Consider the following 20,307-nt stretch of genomic DNA (forward strand, 5'->3'; position numbering starts at 1 on the left):
CGCTAGTAATAACACGGGCGTCGCGCATGAGATCAACGTGGCGCAAATAATTAGTGCGGTAAACACCGACTCACTGATGAGCATCGCTAGTGCCCCCTTCATCTAATTGCTGCCAGTCAAACGTCGGCTTGGTATATAGCAGACCGACAGCGCAAATCAGGCCCGATACCGCACAGGACAGCAATGCCGCGACATAGAAGCCGATAGTAAAATAGCCAATTAATCCCGTTAAGGTTCCCACTGCCATCGCTAACCCGGCATATACACCCGTTAAGCGGCGTTGATAAAGCCCCAAAACAATAGGCCAGATAGTGCTGGCAACAAATGCCCCAGCAAAATTTAATAAGGCCCCGAGGGTAGCGATACGCGGTAAACAAAACAGCCATGTCATAATTCCCAGGGCTAAGATCATCCAGCGATTAACCCGCATTAACTGTGCATCCGAGGCGCTTTTGTTAATACGCTTGTGGTATATATCTTGGGTCAACAAATCGGCACTGGCGGCTAACAAACTATCCAAACTCGACGCTAACGCCGAGAACACCACAATAAACACCACGACCGCTCCCACTTTACCTAACACTGCGGCCGCCACCGCGGGACCGACCATATCCGCACTGGGTGGGAAAATACCCAACTGCGGAGCTGCCAATGCAATAAAACCCGTCACAATCGGAATCGGTAGCCACAATAGCCCACCGGTTAAGTAGGCCTTATAAGCAACATTGCGATGGAACGCCAACGCCCGTGACCACCAAACATTAGAGTGAAATATTTCGCCTAAGCCAAAAAAAATATTGTTAAACAGAAACATTAGCGAAGCGGGAAACAGCACATCGAGCAGCTTCGGATGGTCGTCGGTCAGGTGCTGATGAATGGTGTCGAGGCCAACGTTATCCATCAACCAAAATGCCACTAGCACAACGCCAACAATGATGATCAGCGCTTGAATAAAGTCAGTCGCAATAACCGCGCGCAGCCCACCAAACAGTGTATAAAGCACGCAAATCAACAAAATTGCTGACATGCCCAAGTGGTAATCGAGGCCACTCAAAGACTCCAACAGTATGCCGCCAGCCATACCCAAGCTGACTAGCCAACCAAACGCATAGACGATAGAAATAATGATAAACACAGCCCAGGCAAATTGACCGTAACGGAGGCGAATAAAGTCACCCGACGTGTAGCCATTGGGAAGTAGCTGTTTAATTCGCTTAGCCATAGGTGCGAACAGAATCAGTCCCAGCGCGGCAAAGGAATAGCCTACCATGCCCCAGAGCCCAAACTGATAAGTCAATTGCGGGGCAACTAAGGTGGTATTACTGGTTACCCAAGTCGCCATCGCAGTAGCCGTAGCGAACGCAAAGCCGACGTTGCGGCCGGCCAGCGCAAAGTCCTCGTGGTTCTCGTTACGGCGGCCTAACCACCAACCAAAAACTACCCACGCCAGTCCAAAACCAGCGATAATCCACAATGCCAACGACGTGTCCAATGCAAACTCGGTCATTGCTGCGCTCCATTATTCGGGGATCGGTAGGCATTGCGGTGCAGCAACAATAAACTCACCACCAACAGTGCAAACAATGCCGCCCCAGCAGCGAATAAGCTCAATGCCTGCCACAACGGATAATGCTCAACTGTTACCGTTTGCACCGCGCTATGCTGACCGTCTGCCATAGCGCGCAAGTAATAGGTTCCATCGTCAAAACCGGACAGCGACAATTGCGTAAAATCGCCTAAGGCGGGAATTTTTTGGTAATTTTGGGTAAATTGCGGATCGTTGGCGACTTCAATAAAGAGCCCCGACGTATTATCCATACCGCTCACCGAAACGGTAAAATAGCCTTCGTTGACTGGGGCTGTCGGCACGTCGAGTTGTAACTGCTGCGCCTGCACGGAAGAACTAAAGGCAAACACAAGCACGGTCAGCGCAATCCATCCGAGATGGCGGCTAACGGCATTAAACCAATTGTTGTCACTGCTGACAAAACTATTGATGACTAGGCTCTCGCTTGTTGCTTCGCAATGTTGCCGAAAATTCAGGCTAACAGGGGTACTTTACATTTGCAACTTCACGGCCTGAGCGAACACTCGCCACAACACGGCGAAAAAAAGAGCAGCCGAAGCTGCTCCAAACACAGGGTATCGTTGTCCAGGGAGTGACAATCCTGTAATTTAACGGTGACTAATCTAGCGCCAAAAAATGACAGTTATAAGACAACTCAATGACGTTTTAGTGGCAAACCGTTCTACGCATTTGTACGTACTAAAATAGATTCAAACCACCAAGGACTTTGCAGCACATTATGCGGTACTTATGTAGCCTAGGCTCAAATATTCAACCAGAAAAGCACTTCCGGGAAGTGAAACAGCGGCTGGCAAGCTTGAGTAGCAGCATTCGTTACTCGCGGGCCATTCAAACCCAACCGGTAGATATTGATACCTCGAAACAGTTTCTGAATGCGCTATTTATTATTGAAAGCGCCCTACCAGAAGCCGCATTGAAGCAAAGTTTTAACCAAATTGAGATACTAATGGGTCGCGACCGCAGTGACCCACTGTCTAGCCAAAAAGACCGTCCCATTGATATCGATATACTCGGAATTATTACGTCAGAAGCCGCCTTTCCCGACGTTCCTGACTATTTGCATTCATTAACCGCAGATCTAATGCCACCGCAAGGAGTGACTTCATGAGCCGTACAGCGCTGATTACCGGAGCAGGACGCCGTTTCGGCTATGAGCTTGCTCATGCCTTACTCGATGAAGGCTATACCGTTTACGCGCATTACAACACCTCAAAAGGCGGTGTCGAAGAATTAGAAAAGCGCGGCGCAATCCCTATTCAAGCAGACTTTTCCAACAACGCAGAAATAGCCGCAATGGTGAAGCAACTGCAACAGTCCATTGAAAGCCTTGATATATTGGTCAATAACGCCTCCTGCTTCTTTAATAATGACACTATCGATGACGATGACGACAAATTAGATGCCGTTTACCAAGTACATGCAATCGCCCCATACCGACTGATTACCGGCCTACAATTGGCCTTGGCAGCCGCAGAAGACGGTTTAGTAATAAACATCACTGATATCTATGTAGAAAGACCATCAGTAGACTACATCGCCTACTGCAGTGCTAAAGCCGCATTAGCCAACATGACGCTATCGTTCGCCAAAGTATTAGCGCCTGAGATCCGCGTGAATGCGATCCAACCAGGCCCCATACTGTTTCTCCCCGAACACCAAGACGAATATCGCCGCAGCGTGCTAAGCGAAACACCACTAACCGTCGAAGGCGGGCTAGAGCCCATGATCGAAACCGTAAAGTTCTTCCGCGATAACCGCTTTCTGACCGGCGAATCGATCAAAGTAGACGGCGGCCGAGCCCTCAAAATCTAGCCCACAATCGGCTTGAGATTGGTTGTTCTCTACCACGGCGTCTAGCTCCGGCGCGTCGGCATCGTGAGGGGTCAATTCTTTACCGCGGCCTTAGGCAAAGGCTCGCGGCATCGTTAGGGTTGGGGGAAGGCTCGGGGTGTGGACGCTGGGGTGGTGAGTGCTCAGCGTCCCGTCGGTTCACGGTGTCTCCGGTAAAAAGACGCTCGAGCCATCCATGGCCGCTCAGTCTCTGGCCCTCCCTGGCCAGAGATGCTTTTTACCGGAGCCCCCGCGCCCCAACGACACGCCCATCAATATCGAGGAAAACGCGCCCACACCCCGAGCCAAATAGGTGCGGAGAAGCGATGCCGCCCACCATCGCGGAAAGCCGCAGTAAAGAAGTACCAGCCTTTATCTATTAGCCGTTATCCACTAGCTTCGGACAGTCTGCTTGGGGTTGGTTGTTCTCTATCACGGCGCGCTCGGTGTTGCATCGGCATCGCTTCTCCGTAGCCCTTAGCTTGGGGTGTAGGCGCGACTTCTCCCACATTTAACGCACAACGTTGGGGCGCGAAGCTGGGGAAAAAGTATCTCCGGCCATGGACGGCCGGAGACTAAGCGCCTCATGGATGAGCTTGAGCGGCTTTTTCCCCAGCTTCGTGAACCGGCGGGGTGCCGTGCAATGACCCTCTGAGCGCCTACACACCAAGCGCCCTCCAGCCCCTCACGATGCCGACGCGCCCAAGCTAATCGCCGTGGTAGAGAACAAGCAATCCCGAGCCTCCCCCCCAACCCTGACGATGCCGCGAGCCAGACCATAAGCCGCAGTAAAGAACTGGCAACATCAAAGCCAGCAGACACAAAAAAGCCCGCGGTGAAGCGGGCTTTTGTCGGTTCGCTGGGATTAGGCTGCCAGCATTTGGCGCAGTACGTAATGCAAGATGCCGCCGTTGCGGTAGTACTGCATTTCGTTACCGGTATCGATGCGGCATTTCACATCGAATTCAACGGTTTCGCCGTCGGCTTTTTTGGCTTCGACTTTCAGCGTTTGTCCCGGTTTAAGGTCTTCATTGATACCTTTAATCGAGATTTCTTCGTCGCCCGTTAAGCCATGTGCTTCAACGCCTTGGCCGTCAGCAAATTGTAGCGGTAGTACACCCATGCCAACTAAATTGGAACGGTGAATACGTTCGAAACTTTCGGCAATAACCGCTTTCACGCCCAACAAGGTTGTGCCTTTGGCGGCCCAGTCGCGGCTTGAGCCTGTACCGTATTCTTTACCGGCTAGAACGACTAGCGGCGTTCCGTTTTCGATATACTTCATTGCCGCATCGTAAATCGCCATTTGTTCGCCCGATGGAATATATTTGGTGTAACCCCCTTCTACATCATCAAGCATCTGGTTTTTGATACGAATGTTGGCAAAGGTTCCGCGCATCATGACTTCATGGTTACCACGGCGTGAGCCATAGGAGTTGAAGTCTTTAACGGCAACACCATTTTCTTGCAGGTATTTACCCGCTGGCGAATCGGGTTTAATTGAACCCGCTGGTGAAATATGGTCGGTGGTGATTGAGTCACCGAACACTGCCAGTACCCGCGCGTCTTTGATGTCACTTGGCGCTGCCAACGGCTTATCAATACCTTCAAAGAATGGTGGATTCTTCACATAGGTAGAATCGTCCTGCCAATCGTAGGTGTTGCCTTCAGCAACTTTGATGGCACGCCATTCTTCATCACCTTTAAAGACTTCACCATATTCTTTGCGGAACATATCACCATCGACAGCACGCACTGCATTGGCAATCTCTTGGCTGCTCGGCCAAATGTCTTTCAAGAAGACATCGTTACCATCTTTATCTTTACCCAGTGGATCTTTTTGTAAGTCCGTGCGAGTCGTTCCAGCTAGGGCATATGCCACAACCAGTGGTGGTGACGCCAGCCAGTTGGCTTTCACATCGGGGTGCACTCGGCCTTCAAAGTTACGGTTACCAGAAAGTACCGACGATACGGTTAGATCGCCTTCGTTAATGGCCTTGCTGATGTGGTCTGGCAATGGACCTGAGTTACCAATACAGGTGGTACAGCCGTAACCGACGAGGTTAAAACCGAGTTTATTCAAATATGGAGTAAATCCAGCTTTCGCCAAGTAGTCGGTCACCACCTTAGAACCCGGTGCCAATGACGATTTTACCCAAGGTTTCCGCATTAGGCCCTTTTCGACGGCTTTCTTCGCCACTAAACCTGCCGCCATTAGTACGCTTGGGTTAGAGGTGTTGGTACACGAGGTGATTGCGGCAATCACCACATCACCATGCGATAGCTCGTAATCCTCGCCATCCACGGGAACCGATTTATCTTTTTCGTTGGCCTTACCTGAGGTTTCTAAAATAAGGTCGAAATTCGCACCCAATTGTTCCATATTAACGCGGTCTTGCGGGCGCTTAGGACCGGCTAACGATGCCGTCACATCGCCAAGGTCAAGCTCTAAAGAGTCGGTAAATACCGGCTCTTGTTTGCTATCACGCCACATACCTTGCGCTTTGGTATAAGCTTCAACTAGTGCAATGGTTTCCTCATCACGACCTGAAAGGCGCATGTAATTGAGCGTTTCTTGGTCAACTGGGAAGAAGCCACAGGTTGCACCGTATTCTGGCGCCATATTAGAAATCGTTGCACGGTCTGCTAACGGCAAGTTATCTAAGCCTGGACCATAGAATTCAACGAACTTACCCACTACGCCCTGCTCGCGCAGCATCTGCGTAACCGTAAGTACTAAGTCGGTGGCTGTAACACCCTCTGGTAGCTTACCTTTTAAGCGGAAGCCGACCACTTCAGGGATCAGCATCGATACCGGTTGTCCGAGCATTGCGGCTTCGGCTTCGATACCACCAACACCCCAACCAAGTACACCGAGGCCATTGATCATCGTAGTATGGGAGTCGGTACCAACCAAAGTATCCGGCAGCGCGAAGGTCTTACCGTCTTTTTCTTTGGTCCAAACAGACTTGGCTAAATATTCCAAGTTAACTTGGTGGCAAATGCCGGTACCTGGTGGTACCACGCGGAAGTTTTCAAAGGCTTTTTGGCCCCAGCGCAAGAATTCGTAGCGTTCTTTGTTGCGCTCCATTTCGATGCGCACGTTTTCTTTAAAGGCATCTTCGGACGCAAACTTATCAACCATGACCGAGTGGTCAATCACCAAGTCGACTTGCGACAATGGATTAATCAGTTCTGGGTCTTGCCCCGCTTTACTCACAGCATCGCGCATCGCCGCTAAGTCAACGATGCCTGGAACGCCGGTAAAGTCCTGCATCAACACCCGTGCTGGGCGATATTGAATTTCACGGTCTGATGAACGGTTTTTCAACCAAGCCGCCATGGCTTTTAGGTCATCTTCGGTGACGGTGTCCCCGTCTTCGTTTCGCAGCAGGTTTTCTAACAACACTTTCATAGACACTGGCAACTTGGAAATATCGCCAAGTTTGTCAGCAGCTTTAGGCAGGCTGTAGTAATGGAAAGTCTCTCCATTGACATCCAGCGTGCTTAACGTTTTCAGACTATCTTTGCCTGACTTATCAATGCCTGACATCGTACTCTCCTGTTCGCTAAGCGCTTAAGAAATAGGTAATTTATAAAAACATAGATCAGCAGGTGATGCTAGTCCAACGCCCACAACTGCTGCTTTTTTCAGATATTTCTAAATAGTAGTACGATTTACGCCAAACAGATCATTTTTCTGTGCTTAGTTGGACTGTGGGTGTTGTCGGTTGAGCCACCAAAACTTGGCATTTTGCCACCATTTGACGGTGGCCCTCTGTTGCCGTTGTGGAGGCGTCCAAGCATAGGCTGGGTCGCGACCTAAGCGGTGACTCAGTTGCACAGGATAAGGTTTAAGGCCAATCACATTTAACCCAAACTCCCACCACCATTGCATATCAATATCCACTGGGCGGAAGATTTTTTCGCTGCGTTCGAGCAGTTCTCGCGCCGCGTCCGCTTTAATAGCGTAGGCACAGCAGCCACGTGGTACTCGTTCGTAGCGCACTACGGTGACCGCACCAAACCGATGATGCTGACGTTTTCGCTCCGGACGGAAGGGTTCCGCGAGCTTGATCATGTTCCACGGCACATCGATGGCTTCGATGTAATTCGCCAACACTCGGAAGCTGTCCGTTAGAATGACGTCGTCTTCTAACACCACGCCGTAATCAACCCCAGACTCGACGATCATCTCCCAACTGCGTCGGTGATTAATATATTGCGCCAGTTGCAAGCTAGAGAGGTCATGATGATAGTCACGCCGATTGCGCTCGACATCCACCCAGCGTTGATAATCGCCATCGGTGATTTGGTGAGGATCGACTGCATCCACGCGAGTGAAGGCTTTGCCCGATTTGTTGAACTGATTTTTTAACTGCTCAAGCCGCGTTTTATCACGCTCACGATTGATCACGAAATATTGATAGCGCATAAATACCCGTTGTTAGTGTTATCGTTCATACCTCCACAGAGCGGCGTGGCTGGGTGTAAGTTCCCTCTCTCGACACGGCTTTACGTTTCTTTTACACAGCTTTTCGGTAAACTTAGCCAAAAATCCGTACAAGGAGCCGTTATGAGCAGCGTACTTTCAGACTTACTTAACCTGTTACGCCTAGAAACGATCGAGCAAGGTATCTATCGCGGACAGAGCCAAGACTTGGGCTTTGGTGCCGTATTTGGCGGTCAAGTGATCGGCCAAGCGCTCTCCGCGGCAAAGGAGACGCTCCCTGCAGACCGAAAGTGTCATTCGTTTCATAGCTATTTTCTTCGCCCTGGCGACGCTAGCAAGCCTATCGTCTATGACGTGGAAGTGATTCGCGACGGGAAGAGTTTTTCTGCCCGCAGAATTAAAGCGGTACAGCACGGCAAACCGATTTTTTATATGACCGCCTCGTTCCAAATTGATGAACAGGGCTTCGAGCATCAACAAGCGATGCCTGATGTTCCAGGCCCTGAGGGATTAGTGTCGGATTTAGACATTTATCGTGAACACGCCGATTGGATTCCGGAGAAGATTCGCAATAAATTCATTTCTGAGAAGCCCATAGAAATGCGTTTTGTCACTCCTTACAACCCATTTAAACCGGAAAAGTCAGAACCACAGCGTTATGTCTGGTTTAAAGCCAATGGTGAAATGCCGGACGACCCGCGGATACACAAATACCTTCTGGCCTATGCGTCCGATTTCAACTTTTTACCCACGGCGCTGCAGCCACATGGTGTCAGCTTTGCACAACCGAATATGCAAGTGGCAACCATTGACCATGCAATGTGGTTCCATCGCGACTTCCGCGTTGACGAATGGTTACTGTATTCAATTGATAGCCCCAGTGCTTCAGCGGCTAAGGGATTAGTTCGAGGACAATTCTTTAATCGTAAGGGTGAATTAGTGGCCTCGACCATTCAGGAAGGGGTAATGCGCGACCGCTCAAGCTAAGCGGTCGCTAATCAACTTAACTGATGGAGTAGAAAAAGCCAGCGATTGCTGCACTCATCATATTGGCAAGGGTAGCCGCTAAAAGCGCGCGCATTCCCAGCCGCGCAATATCATGGCGACGACTAGGTGCCATACCGCCCAAGCCACCCAACAAGATGGCAATGGAAGAGAAGTTGGCAAAGCCACACAATACGAAGGTAATAATCACCTGCGCTTGACCACTAAGCTGATCTTTGTAATTAACAAAATCTAAGTAGGCGACGAACTCATTAATCACCAACTTTTGCCCAATAAAGCTCCCAGCAATCTGCGCTTCATCCCAACTTACGCCTAAAATATACGCTACCGGTTGGAACACATAGCCGAACAGTTCTTGCAGGGTTAAGTCGGGGTAACCAAACCAACCGCCAACCCAACCAAACAAGCCATTGATCAAGGCAATTAAAGCGACAAAAGCGAGTAGCATGGCGCCCACATTTAGTGCCAATTGTAAACCGGCAGAAGCGCCTGAGGCAGCCGCGTCGATAAGGTTAACACTGCTTTCATCTACCTCTACTTCATCCAAGTCGTTGCGGGGCTTTTCGCTTTCCGGAATCATCATTTTGGCCATCAGCAAACCTGCTGGAGCCGCCATGAAACTTGCCGCAATCAGATATTTCAATTCGACACCCACACCAGCGTAGCCAGCCAGCACCGAGCCAGACACTGACGCCATACCGCCAACCATCACAGCAAACAGCTCAGAGCGCGTCATTGTGCCGATAAACGGCCGAACCATCATTGGCGCCTCGGTTTGTCCAACGAAGATGTTGGCGGCGGCCGACATCGATTCTGGCCGCGAGGTACGAAGAATGCGTTCTAAGCTACCGCCCAAAATGCGAATCACCCAACGCATAATGCCTAGGTAATACAACACCGCAATCAACGACGAGAAGAACACGATAACGCTCATCACTTGAATGGCAAACACAAACCCAAAGTCCGGACTCGCAAGTTCGCCGAACATAAATTTGATGCCCGCTGAGGTATAACCGATAACGGTCGACACGCCGTTAGCAAAGCTAAACAACATTTCTCGACCGACTGGCACATATAACACAAACCCAGCAAGGCCGAATTGAATGGCCAACGCACCGCCGACGGTGCGCCAATTAATCGCACGCCGATTGGTCGAACACAAATAGGCAATAACTAAAATAACGGCAATGCCGAGTAAACTATTCATAAAATAAGAACCAAAGGTTATTCCGCCAACAACTGACGTATTTTTGTTTTAATAATATCGATGGCGATTTCGTTTTGTCCGCCACGCGTGACGACCAGGTCAGCGTACTGCTTGGAGGGATAGATAAAATCGAAAAATGCCGGACGTACATATTGTTCGTACTGTTCTGTTATTGAAGACAAGGTCCGGCCCCGCTCTTCTAAATCACGCTTCATCCGCCGTAGCAAACAGATATCCAGCGGGGTATCCATGAATACCGAAATATCGAACGCATTACGAAGTTGTTCGTCACTGAGCAACAAAATGCCTTCGACCATGATCACTTTCGCTGGCTTCACACGGAGGGTTTCATCCATACGAGTGTGGACTTTATAGCTGTATTGCGGCATGTCGATAGCTTGACCTGCTCTAAGCTGTTCGATGTGTTGAGCCAGGAGATCATGCTCGAAGGCACTAGGATGGTCATAGTTGGTGAAGGTTCTTTGCTCCAACGTCATATGACTCTGGTCACGATAGTAAGCATCCTCTGCTAAAATCGCGATACCGTCCGTTCCAAATTCCTCAACGAGCTGTTGGTAAACTGTGGAGGCAAATAAGCTTTTGCCCGACGCAGACGCCCCTGCGATGGCGATGACCGTTGTTTTTCCCACGCGCATACTTTTGTTATTGTGATTTCGAAGGCGTAATTATCCTTGATTCCGTCCGCAATTAAAAGGCTTGTGCATTCTCTGATGCGTACTTACAACTTTTGTAACATCTTCTTGGCTAGATTGTTAATAATGAACGCGTATAGTGGGGCTTTCGATATTGTTAGACACCAAGGACCGTGAAATGATCTTTCGTAAAACACTCACCGCCGTGGCAATTACTGCCGCCATGGCGACGCTATCCGGTTGCCAGTTAACCACTGACGCCGAGGCCACCACAAGCCAACAAGCGACAATCAATTATCCTTCAGTGAAAATTCCGTATCAGAAATTTACCCTGGATAATGGCTTGACGGTGATCGTACACGAAGATCATAAAACCCCAATTGTTGCCGTTAATGTTTGGTACAAAGTCGGCTCCAAAGACGAGAAGCCTGGTAAAACAGGGTTTGCTCACCTGTTTGAGCACCTGATGTTCAATGGCTCGGAAAATTACGACGACGAGTATTTTGGACCGTTTGAGAAAGCCGGTGCTACGGAAATGAATGGCACCACTAACAACGATCGCACTAACTATTTTGAAAACGTTCCAACTCCAGCGCTTGATATGGCGCTGTGGATGGAGTCTGACCGGATGGGACATTTGGTCGGCGCAATTACACAAAGCAAACTCGATGAACAACGCGGTGTGGTGCAAAACGAGAAGCGTCAAGGGGAAGCTCAGCCATATGGCCGAGTTTTTGGCTATATTGCAAAGAATACGTTCCCCAGCGAACACCCATACTCTTGGCCGGTCATTGGCTCAATGGACGATCTCAACGCGGCCTCTTTAGATGATGTAAAACAATGGTTTAGCGACTATTACGGCGCGGCTAACGCGGTCTTAGTGATGGCCGGTGACATTGATGTGGAAACCGCAAAAGCCAAGGCGCAAAAGTATTTCGGCGATATACCGGCAGGCAAGCCTCTAAAAAAATTACGCCATTGGGTAGCAAAACGTAGCGGCGAAAAACGTGCGGTGATGGAAGATAACGTGCCGGCCGCGAGACTTTATAAAGTTTGGAACACCGCTGCTTCCGAGCAGCAAGATGCGGTGCTACTCGGAATGTTCGCTGATATTCTGGGTAATGGTAAAAACTCCCGCTTATACAAACGTTTGGTCGAGCAAGAGCAGTTGGTGAGTTCAGTTAACGTAATGCAATATAACCGTGACCTCGCGGGTCAGTTTTTTATTATTGCTGACGCCAAACAAGGCGTATCGCTCGATAAAATAGAAGCCATCATTGATCAAGAAAAAGCTAAGTTAATAGCAGAAGGCCCAAGCGTTGAGGAATTACAGCGCTTAAAATTTGCTGACACTGCCAGCTTTGTTCGCCGCGCAGAGACTATTGGCGGCTTCGGAGGTAAATCAGATATTCTTGCTTCGGGTGAGGTATACCAAGATAACCCTGGCTTTTATCAGCAGCGTCTTGAGTGGCTGCAAAACGCCACGCCGGCTGCAGTGACCGCCGCTGCCAAACAGTGGTTAAGCGATGGTGCATTTGTACTCCAAGTGAAACCACAACCAAACTATGAGACACATGAAACAAGCGTCGACCGCAGTAAGCTGCCGGAAGTCGGCAAGTTACCAAAATTAGACTTGCCGAAACTACAAAGTTTCACGCTCTCTAATGGTTTACCAGTGTATTTGGCAGAGCGCCACGATACACCAACGGTAGAAATGACCATGAACTTTAAAGCAGGTTACGCGGCAGATCCACTATCAGGAGCCCCACTCGGTACCGCAAGCTTTACCCTGCAAATGTTAGAAGAAGGTACAAAACAGTTATCATCCAGTGAATTTGCGGCCAAGTTAGATCGCTTAGGTAGTCAGTTATCGACCTCTGATAGTTTGGATGAGTCCCGCATTAATGTCAGTGCATTAACCGTTAACCTGCCAGAAACACTAGAGCTGTTAGATCAAGTGTTGACTCAACCGGGATTGCGAGATGAAGATATCGAACGCGTTCGCTCGCTTTGGTTAGAAAGCATCCGCAAAGAAAAGGCGCAACCTCGCTCGCAAGCTATTCGGTTATTGCCACAGTTGCTATTCGGCAATAATCACCCTTACGGGCAACCGCTAACAGGCTCGGGAACGCTAGCATCAATTAAGAAATTAACTAAGCAAGATATTGAACAGCATCTTAAACACTGGATCCGCCCAGATAACGCGCGTTTAGTGGTGGTTGGTGATACCGACGTAACAACACTGAAACCACTGTTGGAGAAATCTCTTGGCCAATGGCAGGCGCCCGCAGTTGCAATCCCAAGTCGGGATATTGCCTCTGTCCCGGCGCAAAAGCAGGCGCACGTCTACCTGATTGACCAACCTGGATCGCCTCAGGCGACAATTATTGCCGGGCAGATAGCGCCGTCGAAAGCGACCGACAATGCCACCACAATTGATGTTATGAATACCATCATGGGGGGCGCATTCTCTGCTCGCTTAAATATGAACCTGCGTGAAGATAAACACTGGTCATACGGTGCGTACTCAATGTGGTTATCGGGTTATGAAGGGCCTGGAATGTGGCTGGCGTTTGCTCCGGTTCAAGCGGATAAAGCCAAGGAATCCACCCAAGAGATTTATCAGGAATTGCACCAGTACGTTGGGGCAAAACCCGCAACCGCTGAGGAGCTGGCTAAAGTGAAAGCCAACGAAGTGGCCAAGTTACCAGGCGCGTATGAGGATAAAGCGAGCTTGTTGAGCGCAATTCGCCAAGCACTATCGAATAACAAAGACATGAGTTATTTAGAAAATGAAGCGCAACGGATTGAAAGCATTCCGCTCGAAGATGTACAACAAGCCGCAAACACGGTGCTTCATCCTGATAGTTTAACCTGGGTGATTATCGGCGATCTCGACAAAATCGAACAACAGATTCGAGCTGCCGGGATTGGTGAAGTCACCGTCGTAGACCCTGATGAGATCGACTAAACCCTCTTCGTCCTCAATAAAGCCCGGCGACCTGCTCGCCGGGCAACTGATTTTAGCCGCCATTGCGGTGGTGACCATCTACTGGTTCGATACCCCTGTCCCCATTCCCGTTATTGGTAATCTTAACGCCCTATGCTTAGGCGTAGCGTTTGCTGGACTGAGTTTTTTACTAATTATTGTTGGTCTCAACGGGCCTAAATGGTTGGCAAAGCCGTTACAACAGCAGGTCCAATTCGTTTATCCAATTGTTGCCGAGTTCAATGCGCTGCGGTTGACGGCATTGGCTTTGGCGGCAGGTGTGAGTGAGGAGTTGTTGTTTCGGGTTGCGTTGCAATACTGGAGCGTAGAGTGGTTCGGCACCCTGCTTGGGGTACTGGCAATCGCCCTACTGTTTGCTCTGCTGCATTGTATGTCGTGGACATACGTCGCCACCACCTTTGTGATCGGCTTGGCACTCGGCAGCGCCTACGCCTATTGGCAAAGCATTGCCTTAGTCGTTAGTTGGCATTTTTGCTACGACTTACTTGCCCTATTCGCCCTACGCTACTTTCCGGAAAAGTTAGGCCTAGACATTAAAGGGTTCCAGGAAACTGCAAATCAATAACCACGAACAGTTCGCAAACCACAACGGCAATCGTCAACACTAAGCGCAGCGGATAGTAACTGGCTTGATCGCTCATGATGCTGCCTGGAATTAAGCGCTTCTCGAAAAATAAGACCGCAAGATAACCAACAATCTGTATCCACAAGCCAATAATCATGCTGTCTAACAATAAACTCAACCACGCCGCTAAACTGAACACGTTGCTCAGTACAATCAGTACCTGTGTCTGCTCTTGGTCAGCGTAATGTAACGCCCGCCCCCATAACGTCCCGCTTAAGAAGCTCAGGATGATCGCGCCATAGGTCACAAAAGCGTAAGGCATCGCTAAATTGAATACGGTGGTATCCATTAATTGGCACAGCGCTAATCCGATAAACGGGATCAAGCCGGCGGCTCCTAGCCCCATAATCCAACGATTCTTATAAGATGTCATAGCGTCTCCTTACTGGTTCCGTTACTTAGTGTAACGAAGATAACCACAATTTTGTTCAATAACTGATCCAGGCTATGGTCTATCAAGCTACGGCTAACGTAGCAAACAGCATCAGTATGTTGAAAGGTATAGGTGATAGTTTGGCTCAGTTTCGTACCGGCTTATTTTGGTTTCACAACGACTTACGCTTACACGACCACCCAGCGCTTGCGCAAGCGTGCAAACAATGCGAGCAGTTACTCTGTGTTGTAACCATAGATAATAGCGGCTTTAACACCTCTCGCTACGGATTAACCCAAATCAGTGCGCTTCGACAAACGTTCATCGCCGAATCCGTTAATGCCTTAGCCGAACAACTTGCAGCGTATGGCCAGCAGCTTCTTGTATTACAAGGGCAACCGCTTAACGATATTAGTGAACTGTTGGCAAAATATAACGTCGATGCTGTTTTCCGCAGCCATAGCCAAGATTACTATCACAACCAGCGCTGGCAAAAACTTCAACGGCGTTATCCGTTTTTGCATTTTGCCGAGTACACAACAACCTCGCTGTTTAGCGAGCAACAACTACCCTGCGATCTGCAAAACTGGCCAGACACCTTTAGCAAGTTTCGCAGAAAGTTAGATCAACAACAGCCGCCGCAACCGCTTGAAGCGATTGAAACCCTGCCAGCGACTCCCTTGAAGACCTCAACTCAACGGTTGCCAGTAGCCGCTGATACATCGTCAGAGCTGTTTCATGGTGGCGAACAACCAGCGTTACAAAAACTCAAACGCTATTTCAGCAGTCAGTTACCGCAGAGTTACCAGCAAACGCGTAATCATTTTGATGATCCACAAGGGTCAACGTACTTCTCTGCATGGCTGGCCAACGGCTCGTTATCAGCACGCCAAGTTGTCGCCGAATTACGCCGTCACGAAGCTCGGTTTGGGGCAAATAAATCAACCAACTGGATATACTTCGAATTGCTCTGGCGTGAATATTTTTATTGGTACGCCGTGGCTCATGGCACTAAGTTATTTCAATTTTCAGGAATAAAGGCACAGCCTCCACGCACCTCATTTTACCCTCAACGCTTCGCCAAGTGGTGTTCTGGAAACACTCCATACCCTATTGTTAATGCCAGTATGCGTCAGCTTCGGCAGACCGGCTATCTATCTAATCGGGCTCGGCAACTGGTGGCAAGTTGTTTAGTCCATGAATTAGCCATAGATTGGCGCTATGGCGCCGCCTATTTTGAGCAACAGCTGGTGGACTATGATGTCAGCTCAAACTGGGGAAATTGGCAATATTTAGCGGGTGTCGGTGCAGACCCTCGCGGTCATCGCCACTTTGATCTAGTCAAACAAACCCAAATGTACGACCCAGATCACGCATTTATTCAACGCTGGCAAGGCAACGCCCACGATCAGGCCTTGGATATCAACGATGCGGCTGACTGGCCGATCCAATAGTCAGTGCCGAATTAGGCGATGACCTGTTCCAGCGGCGCCGGTTGGCCATGATAAAAACCTTGTTGGAAATCAATCTCAAGTTGCTGTAAGTGCAAAGACAGCTCAGGCGAGTCGACATACTCAGCAACGATTGGAATGCGGAGTTCTGAGCAAATATCAAAAATTCCCATAAAGATCGCCGCACAAGCCGCACTTTTCATTACTTTTTGTACAATGCTGCCGTCAATTTTTAAATAATTGGGGCTTAGGTCGATTAAACGTGTGAAGTTAGAGAATCCCACACCGAAGTCATCAATCGCAATTTCCCCCCCAGCAGCTCTTACCGCCTTCATGAATTCGTGCATTTTATCGGTATCACGAACCGACTCAGTTTCACTGATTTCAAAGATTAAACGAGCCGTTGGGTGATGCGCCAAGCCCTGAAGAATGAACGCCACCGTTTCTGGGTTGCTGACGTCTTCGGCGCAAAGGTTGACTGAAATTTTAATATTATGTGCAACCGAATCGGTGATTGCCTGCCCCACCACTTTACGGGTAATTTGGGCATAATAGCGGGTGGTTTTGGCATGCGGCAAAAATTGGTCTGGGGTTAGAATTGTATTGCCTAAATCTAGCCGAACCAACGCTTCATAGTAGGTAAGTGACGCATCATAACGTTCAATTTTTTGATAGTAATTTTTGATGCAACGTTCGTCAAAGCCTCGCTGGATAAATTCCATCCAACGGCGCGGCGTCAAGGCTCTGAACTCGCGCTCAGTCATGGTTTGCACGCGGTGGCTGGTATATTGCTGCTTAGCTTTCTCTAAGGCACTTTCTGCCAACGCTAAGGTATGCTGAGAACCCACGCCCATTCCCATCGCCAACTCAAGTGCAATATCAACGTGGTTCACTAGCAGTGGCGTGGCTGTTGCGTGATCGTAAAAGCGCAGCATTTTGCGTTCAAACAGCGGGGCAGGTATCGCATTAAGGCTGACCACCGCGAACTTATCTCCGTATAAGTGAAATAGCTCGCATTGTTGGCGTTTAAAGTAGTCGGTTGCAACGTCACTGAAGGCATGTAGTAATGCGTCACCAAACTCAACACCATAGAAATTAGTAATCGTCCGAAATTGACGAATATCGACCACTCCCACGCATTTCTGTGGTGATTGCTGCAAACGCTTTAGCAGCGCTTTTTTGTCGGGTATATTTTTCAGTAATCCCATTACCACCAGCTACCGCTCATAAAAAACCTGGTTACGTCCACGGCGTTTCGCATCTAGCAGCGCTTTGTCTGCTCTATCCATCGCCGCCAATATATGTTCATTCGGGTCGACCTGAACCACGCCAAAGCTAGCAGAGAATTCATGCGTCGTTCCCTTAAGAAAAGTCTCGCCAATACAACGGCGAAGACGTTCGGCGGTTTCTACCGCTAAGTCTAACGAACACTTCGGTAACAATAACATAAATTCATCACCGCCAAAGCGCCCGAGTAAGTCTTCGTCGCGTAAATTATCAGCAACCAGCTGCGTCACTTGGATCAGCGCTTGGTCACCGGCCAAATGCCCCCATTCGTCGTTAATGGCTTTAAAGTTGTCGAGATCAAATAGAACCAAGCTGGTGGGCTTTCCCGCTCTCGCCGCTGTCCCCCTCGCCACTGTCGCTTGGGTCAAGAAGTGCTCGCGGGAAAATACATGGGTTAATCCATCTTTTGCAACTTTCTCAGAGAGATTGGTATTCACCTCATTCAATACCGGAATGGCCAACCCAAACCACGCTGTAGAGGCGCTTATAGTAACCGCAAACTGCGCCACCAGAGCGTAATCCATTAAATCGAATAGTGCCATAGTCAGCGCTAGAACGGTACTGAAAACGGCTAAACAAATTGCCGTGATCACTGGCACTTCCGTGTATGTAATCCACATCACTGGGAGTACTAAAAAGAATATGGTAAATGCGGCTTCTAGCCGATTCGTTTGCACAATCAGGGTAATACACAAGGCCAAACCAAGTAGCAATATCGCCAACTTGGCGAGCCAGCGCGGCTGCGCTAGGGCATGCCAGGACAAGCGAATATTCAGGCGTCGCTCTTGCGCCGGTAACAGCCATGCTTCGAGTATGCTCACGAATAATGGCGTTAACACAACTATACCCGCCATATCGCCAATCCACCACGGTAACCAGCTCTGCCACAACGTCTCTTGTTCCAACATCTGCTCGGCGGTCATGGCATAGGTGCCAAGGTAGGAAACCAACAGTGAAGCTAACGCTGCAACAAGCAAGAACACCATGATCAACGAGCCTTGCAAGCGTTGATTCTGTTCCGAGCGACGCAAAAACCAGGCACCAAACGCGTAAGGTGTTATATGCGCGGCAGCAAAAAGCAAGCCGGTATAGAGCACATCGGGAGCGGGTGTTTCAAGTTGGTACAGACCATCAATCCAAAAGGTGGCGACAACTGCAGCAGCACCTATCGGCACCACCGCGCGTAACCCTAGCACCCAAAAGGCAGCCAAGGTCAAACCGGCTGGCGGGAACCAAATACTGGCATGAGGAGCGTATTCCAGAACGATTGAGATGCGCCATAGCAGCAACCAACCAATAAAAAGTATCAGCGGCTGAACAAAGGTTAGTTGTATGACATTGGACTGAGCGTTTGCGTCAGAACGGTAACTATTCGTCATTGACGTATTATTATTATGATAATTGTAAGTCGATCACAAGGGTACGATGGCGAACGCCTATAACACAAGCTATTTTTGTGATTATTTTGTTAAGTAACAGCGCGACCATGAGGCCGCGCAACCATCCGCTATTTTGCTTGCTTTAACAAGAACTCTAACGCCCCACGCACTGCCGCCACTTGCGCTTGGTTGCACTCGTCGGGGGTTGTCCGCGAACTGTCAGGATAGACTTCTGTGGTGGTTGAATATTTTGCTTTGGAAAAACCAATGCAAAGCCCGAGTTGCTCAGTTGGCAGAGCAATCACACCATGTTGGGTTAAGGTTTCGCCAATCAAGTTTCCATCATCATCGGCGTCTGCAATATGGGTCACTTTTGCCACTTCTTCGAGTACCGCGCGCTGAAACTCAGGTTGTTCATTAGCTGAGTTAGCTACCAAATAAAAGCCGTCGGGGATATTCCAATTGGTATTCACTTCGCCATCTCGCGCAGCCTTGGCTGGACGAAATTCGCTATTATCGGTATCGGTGGTTTCGTGTAAATCAATATGCGCCAGCAATCCCAGTTCTAATGAGGTAACATAATCAATTAGCGCTTTTGCTTCTCCACTCGGACTGTCGGCGACAAAGTTACGGTTTGGATCGATAGCATCAGGATTCCAACGGTTGATGGTTTCGTAGCCCCAAGGACTAATACAGGGAGCCACGACTAAATTAAAATGCTCTTGATAACGCTCGAATAACTCATCGACCACTCGCAACGCGCCATGCACGCCACTGGTCTCATAACCATGAACGCCGCCAGTCACTAATACGGTAGGCTTGCTGGCTTGCCAATCGTTGCTACGCACCGCAAACAGTGGATAACTATTATGTAGGTAATCTAATACGCCATATTTTTCGACCGTATATCGCCCTCTCAGCCGCTCAATTTGCGTTACCACATCATCAAAATATGAACGCTTGATGGTTTGTTCTGAGAACCACTGAGATTTTTCTTCCTCACCCCAAGGTTGGTTTAACGTACCAATATGATAAATCGTTTGTTGTGTCATAAAATCTTCCTACAATTATTGAAGCATTTGTATGATTTGTGGGCGAAATATAAAAAATACGGCAGCTAAAATACACAATCCTGCCCAAACAAAATCCATCCTAAAAGGCTCTTTCATATAAAATAGAGCGAAAGGCACAAATACCGTGAGCGTAATAACTTCCTGTAATATTTTCAATTGACCTAAATTCATTACCGTATAACCGATACGGTTCGCGGGCACTTGAAACAGATACTCGAATAGTGCAATTCCCCAACTAAGAATAGCTGCCATTATCCAAGGTTTATGGCTGAGCTCTTTCAAATGTGCATACCATGCAAAAGTCATGAACACATTACCAATCAACAGTAATACGGCACACTGTATCATCGCGCCCATTTAACGCTCCCTAAAA

17 protein-coding genes are annotated in these 20,307 nt (G+C 49.0%); 6 read left to right on the forward strand and 11 right to left on the reverse strand.

Features of this window, described 5'->3' with window-relative positions; genetic code table 11:
• Positions 1-70: 70 nt before the first annotated feature.
• Complete coding sequence (locus tag CWI84_RS01780) at positions 71-1,507, reverse strand: sodium:solute symporter family protein (RefSeq protein WP_126840855.1); 1,437 nt, start codon at positions 1,505-1,507, stop codon at positions 71-73.
• Positions 1,504-1,923, reverse strand: coding sequence for a hypothetical protein (locus tag CWI84_RS01785; protein WP_126840856.1), 420 nt, complete (start codon positions 1,921-1,923; stop codon positions 1,504-1,506). The genes CWI84_RS01780 and CWI84_RS01785 overlap by 4 nt, the downstream gene beginning before the upstream one ends.
• Positions 1,924-2,306: 383 nt before the next feature.
• On the opposite strand from CWI84_RS01785, the gene CWI84_RS01790 reads away from it, so the two are divergent.
• A complete protein-coding gene (locus tag CWI84_RS01790) occupies positions 2,307-2,696 on the forward strand; it encodes a 2-amino-4-hydroxy-6-hydroxymethyldihydropteridine diphosphokinase (protein ID WP_241968699.1) in 390 nt (129 codons plus the stop codon).
• The gene (locus tag CWI84_RS01795; protein ID WP_126840857.1) at positions 2,693-3,400 is read left to right on the forward strand and encodes an SDR family NAD(P)-dependent oxidoreductase; all 708 of its coding nucleotides are present in this window, start codon (positions 2,693-2,695) and stop codon (positions 3,398-3,400) included. Before CWI84_RS01790 ends, CWI84_RS01795 begins: the two co-directional genes overlap by 4 nt.
• Positions 3,401-4,283: 883 nt before the next feature.
• Here CWI84_RS01795 and acnA read toward each other — a convergent pair.
• Together acnA and CWI84_RS01805 are read right to left on the reverse strand one after the other, a co-directional pair.
• Positions 4,284-6,971: an aconitate hydratase AcnA gene (gene acnA, locus CWI84_RS01800; protein WP_126840858.1), complete on the reverse strand. Its 2,688-nt coding sequence runs from the start codon at positions 6,969-6,971 to the stop codon at positions 4,284-4,286.
• Between the two features lie 153 nt (positions 6,972-7,124).
• Positions 7,125-7,853, reverse strand: a complete 729-nt coding sequence (locus tag CWI84_RS01805) for a glycosyltransferase family 25 protein (protein WP_126840859.1) — start codon at positions 7,851-7,853, stop codon at positions 7,125-7,127.
• A gap of 141 nt (positions 7,854-7,994) precedes the next feature.
• Here CWI84_RS01805 and tesB point away from each other — a divergent pair, with 141 nt between their 5' ends.
• Positions 7,995-8,858, forward strand: coding sequence for an acyl-CoA thioesterase II (tesB, locus tag CWI84_RS01810; RefSeq protein ID WP_126840860.1), 864 nt, complete (start codon positions 7,995-7,997; stop codon positions 8,856-8,858).
• A 16-nt stretch (positions 8,859-8,874) separates the two neighbouring features.
• Here tesB and CWI84_RS01815 read toward each other — a convergent pair whose 3' ends face one another.
• Both CWI84_RS01815 and udk read right to left on the reverse strand, forming a co-directional pair.
• Positions 8,875-10,083, reverse strand: a complete 1,209-nt coding sequence (locus CWI84_RS01815; RefSeq protein ID WP_126840861.1) for a NupC/NupG family nucleoside CNT transporter — start codon at positions 10,081-10,083, stop codon at positions 8,875-8,877.
• Positions 10,084-10,100: 17 nt separating this feature from the next.
• On the reverse strand, positions 10,101-10,739 hold the full coding sequence (gene udk, locus CWI84_RS01820) for a uridine kinase (RefSeq protein ID WP_198674466.1): 639 nt from the start codon (positions 10,737-10,739) through the stop codon (positions 10,101-10,103).
• Positions 10,740-10,914: 175 nt separating this feature from the next.
• Here udk and CWI84_RS01825 point away from each other — a divergent pair, with 175 nt between their 5' ends.
• Both CWI84_RS01825 and CWI84_RS01830 read left to right on the forward strand, forming a co-directional pair.
• On the forward strand, positions 10,915-13,707 hold the full coding sequence (locus tag CWI84_RS01825) for a M16 family metallopeptidase (RefSeq protein WP_126840863.1): 2,793 nt from the start codon (positions 10,915-10,917) through the stop codon (positions 13,705-13,707).
• Positions 13,694-14,311, forward strand: coding sequence for a CPBP family intramembrane glutamic endopeptidase (locus tag CWI84_RS01830; RefSeq protein WP_126840864.1), 618 nt, complete (start codon positions 13,694-13,696; stop codon positions 14,309-14,311). Before CWI84_RS01825 ends, CWI84_RS01830 begins: the two co-directional genes overlap by 14 nt.
• On the opposite strand, the gene CWI84_RS01835 is transcribed toward CWI84_RS01830, so the two are convergent.
• Positions 14,280-14,744 carry a DUF3429 domain-containing protein gene (locus CWI84_RS01835; protein ID WP_126840865.1) on the reverse strand — a complete coding sequence of 155 codons (465 nt, stop codon included), beginning with the start codon at positions 14,742-14,744 and terminating at the stop codon, positions 14,280-14,282. The genes CWI84_RS01830 and CWI84_RS01835 overlap by 32 nt on opposite strands.
• A gap of 116 nt (positions 14,745-14,860) precedes the next feature.
• Between CWI84_RS01835 and CWI84_RS01840 the strand changes: the two genes are divergently transcribed.
• A complete protein-coding gene (locus CWI84_RS01840; protein ID WP_126840914.1) occupies positions 14,861-16,198 on the forward strand; it encodes a DASH family cryptochrome in 1,338 nt (445 codons plus the stop codon).
• Positions 16,199-16,209: 11 nt separating this feature from the next.
• Here CWI84_RS01840 and CWI84_RS01845 read toward each other — a convergent pair whose 3' ends face one another.
• The 4 genes from CWI84_RS01845 to CWI84_RS01860 form a co-directional block, all read right to left on the reverse strand.
• Complete coding sequence (locus CWI84_RS01845) at positions 16,210-17,403, reverse strand: EAL domain-containing protein (protein ID WP_126840866.1); 1,194 nt, start codon at positions 17,401-17,403, stop codon at positions 16,210-16,212.
• Between the two features lie 9 nt (positions 17,404-17,412).
• On the reverse strand, positions 17,413-18,861 hold the full coding sequence (locus CWI84_RS01850) for a GGDEF domain-containing protein (RefSeq protein WP_126840867.1): 1,449 nt from the start codon (positions 18,859-18,861) through the stop codon (positions 17,413-17,415).
• Between the two features lie 128 nt (positions 18,862-18,989).
• Positions 18,990-19,913 (reverse strand): M14 family metallopeptidase, encoded by a 924-nt coding sequence (locus CWI84_RS01855; RefSeq protein WP_126840868.1) that lies wholly within the window; start codon positions 19,911-19,913, stop codon positions 18,990-18,992.
• A 15-nt stretch (positions 19,914-19,928) separates the two neighbouring features.
• The gene (locus tag CWI84_RS01860) at positions 19,929-20,291 is read right to left on the reverse strand and encodes a DMT family protein (RefSeq protein WP_126840869.1); all 363 of its coding nucleotides are present in this window, start codon (positions 20,289-20,291) and stop codon (positions 19,929-19,931) included.
• Positions 20,292-20,307 lie beyond the last annotated feature (16 nt).

This window comes from Idiomarina tyrosinivorans, from assembly GCF_003987475.1.
Classification (GTDB): domain Bacteria; phylum Pseudomonadota; class Gammaproteobacteria; order Enterobacterales; family Alteromonadaceae; genus Idiomarina; species Idiomarina tyrosinivorans.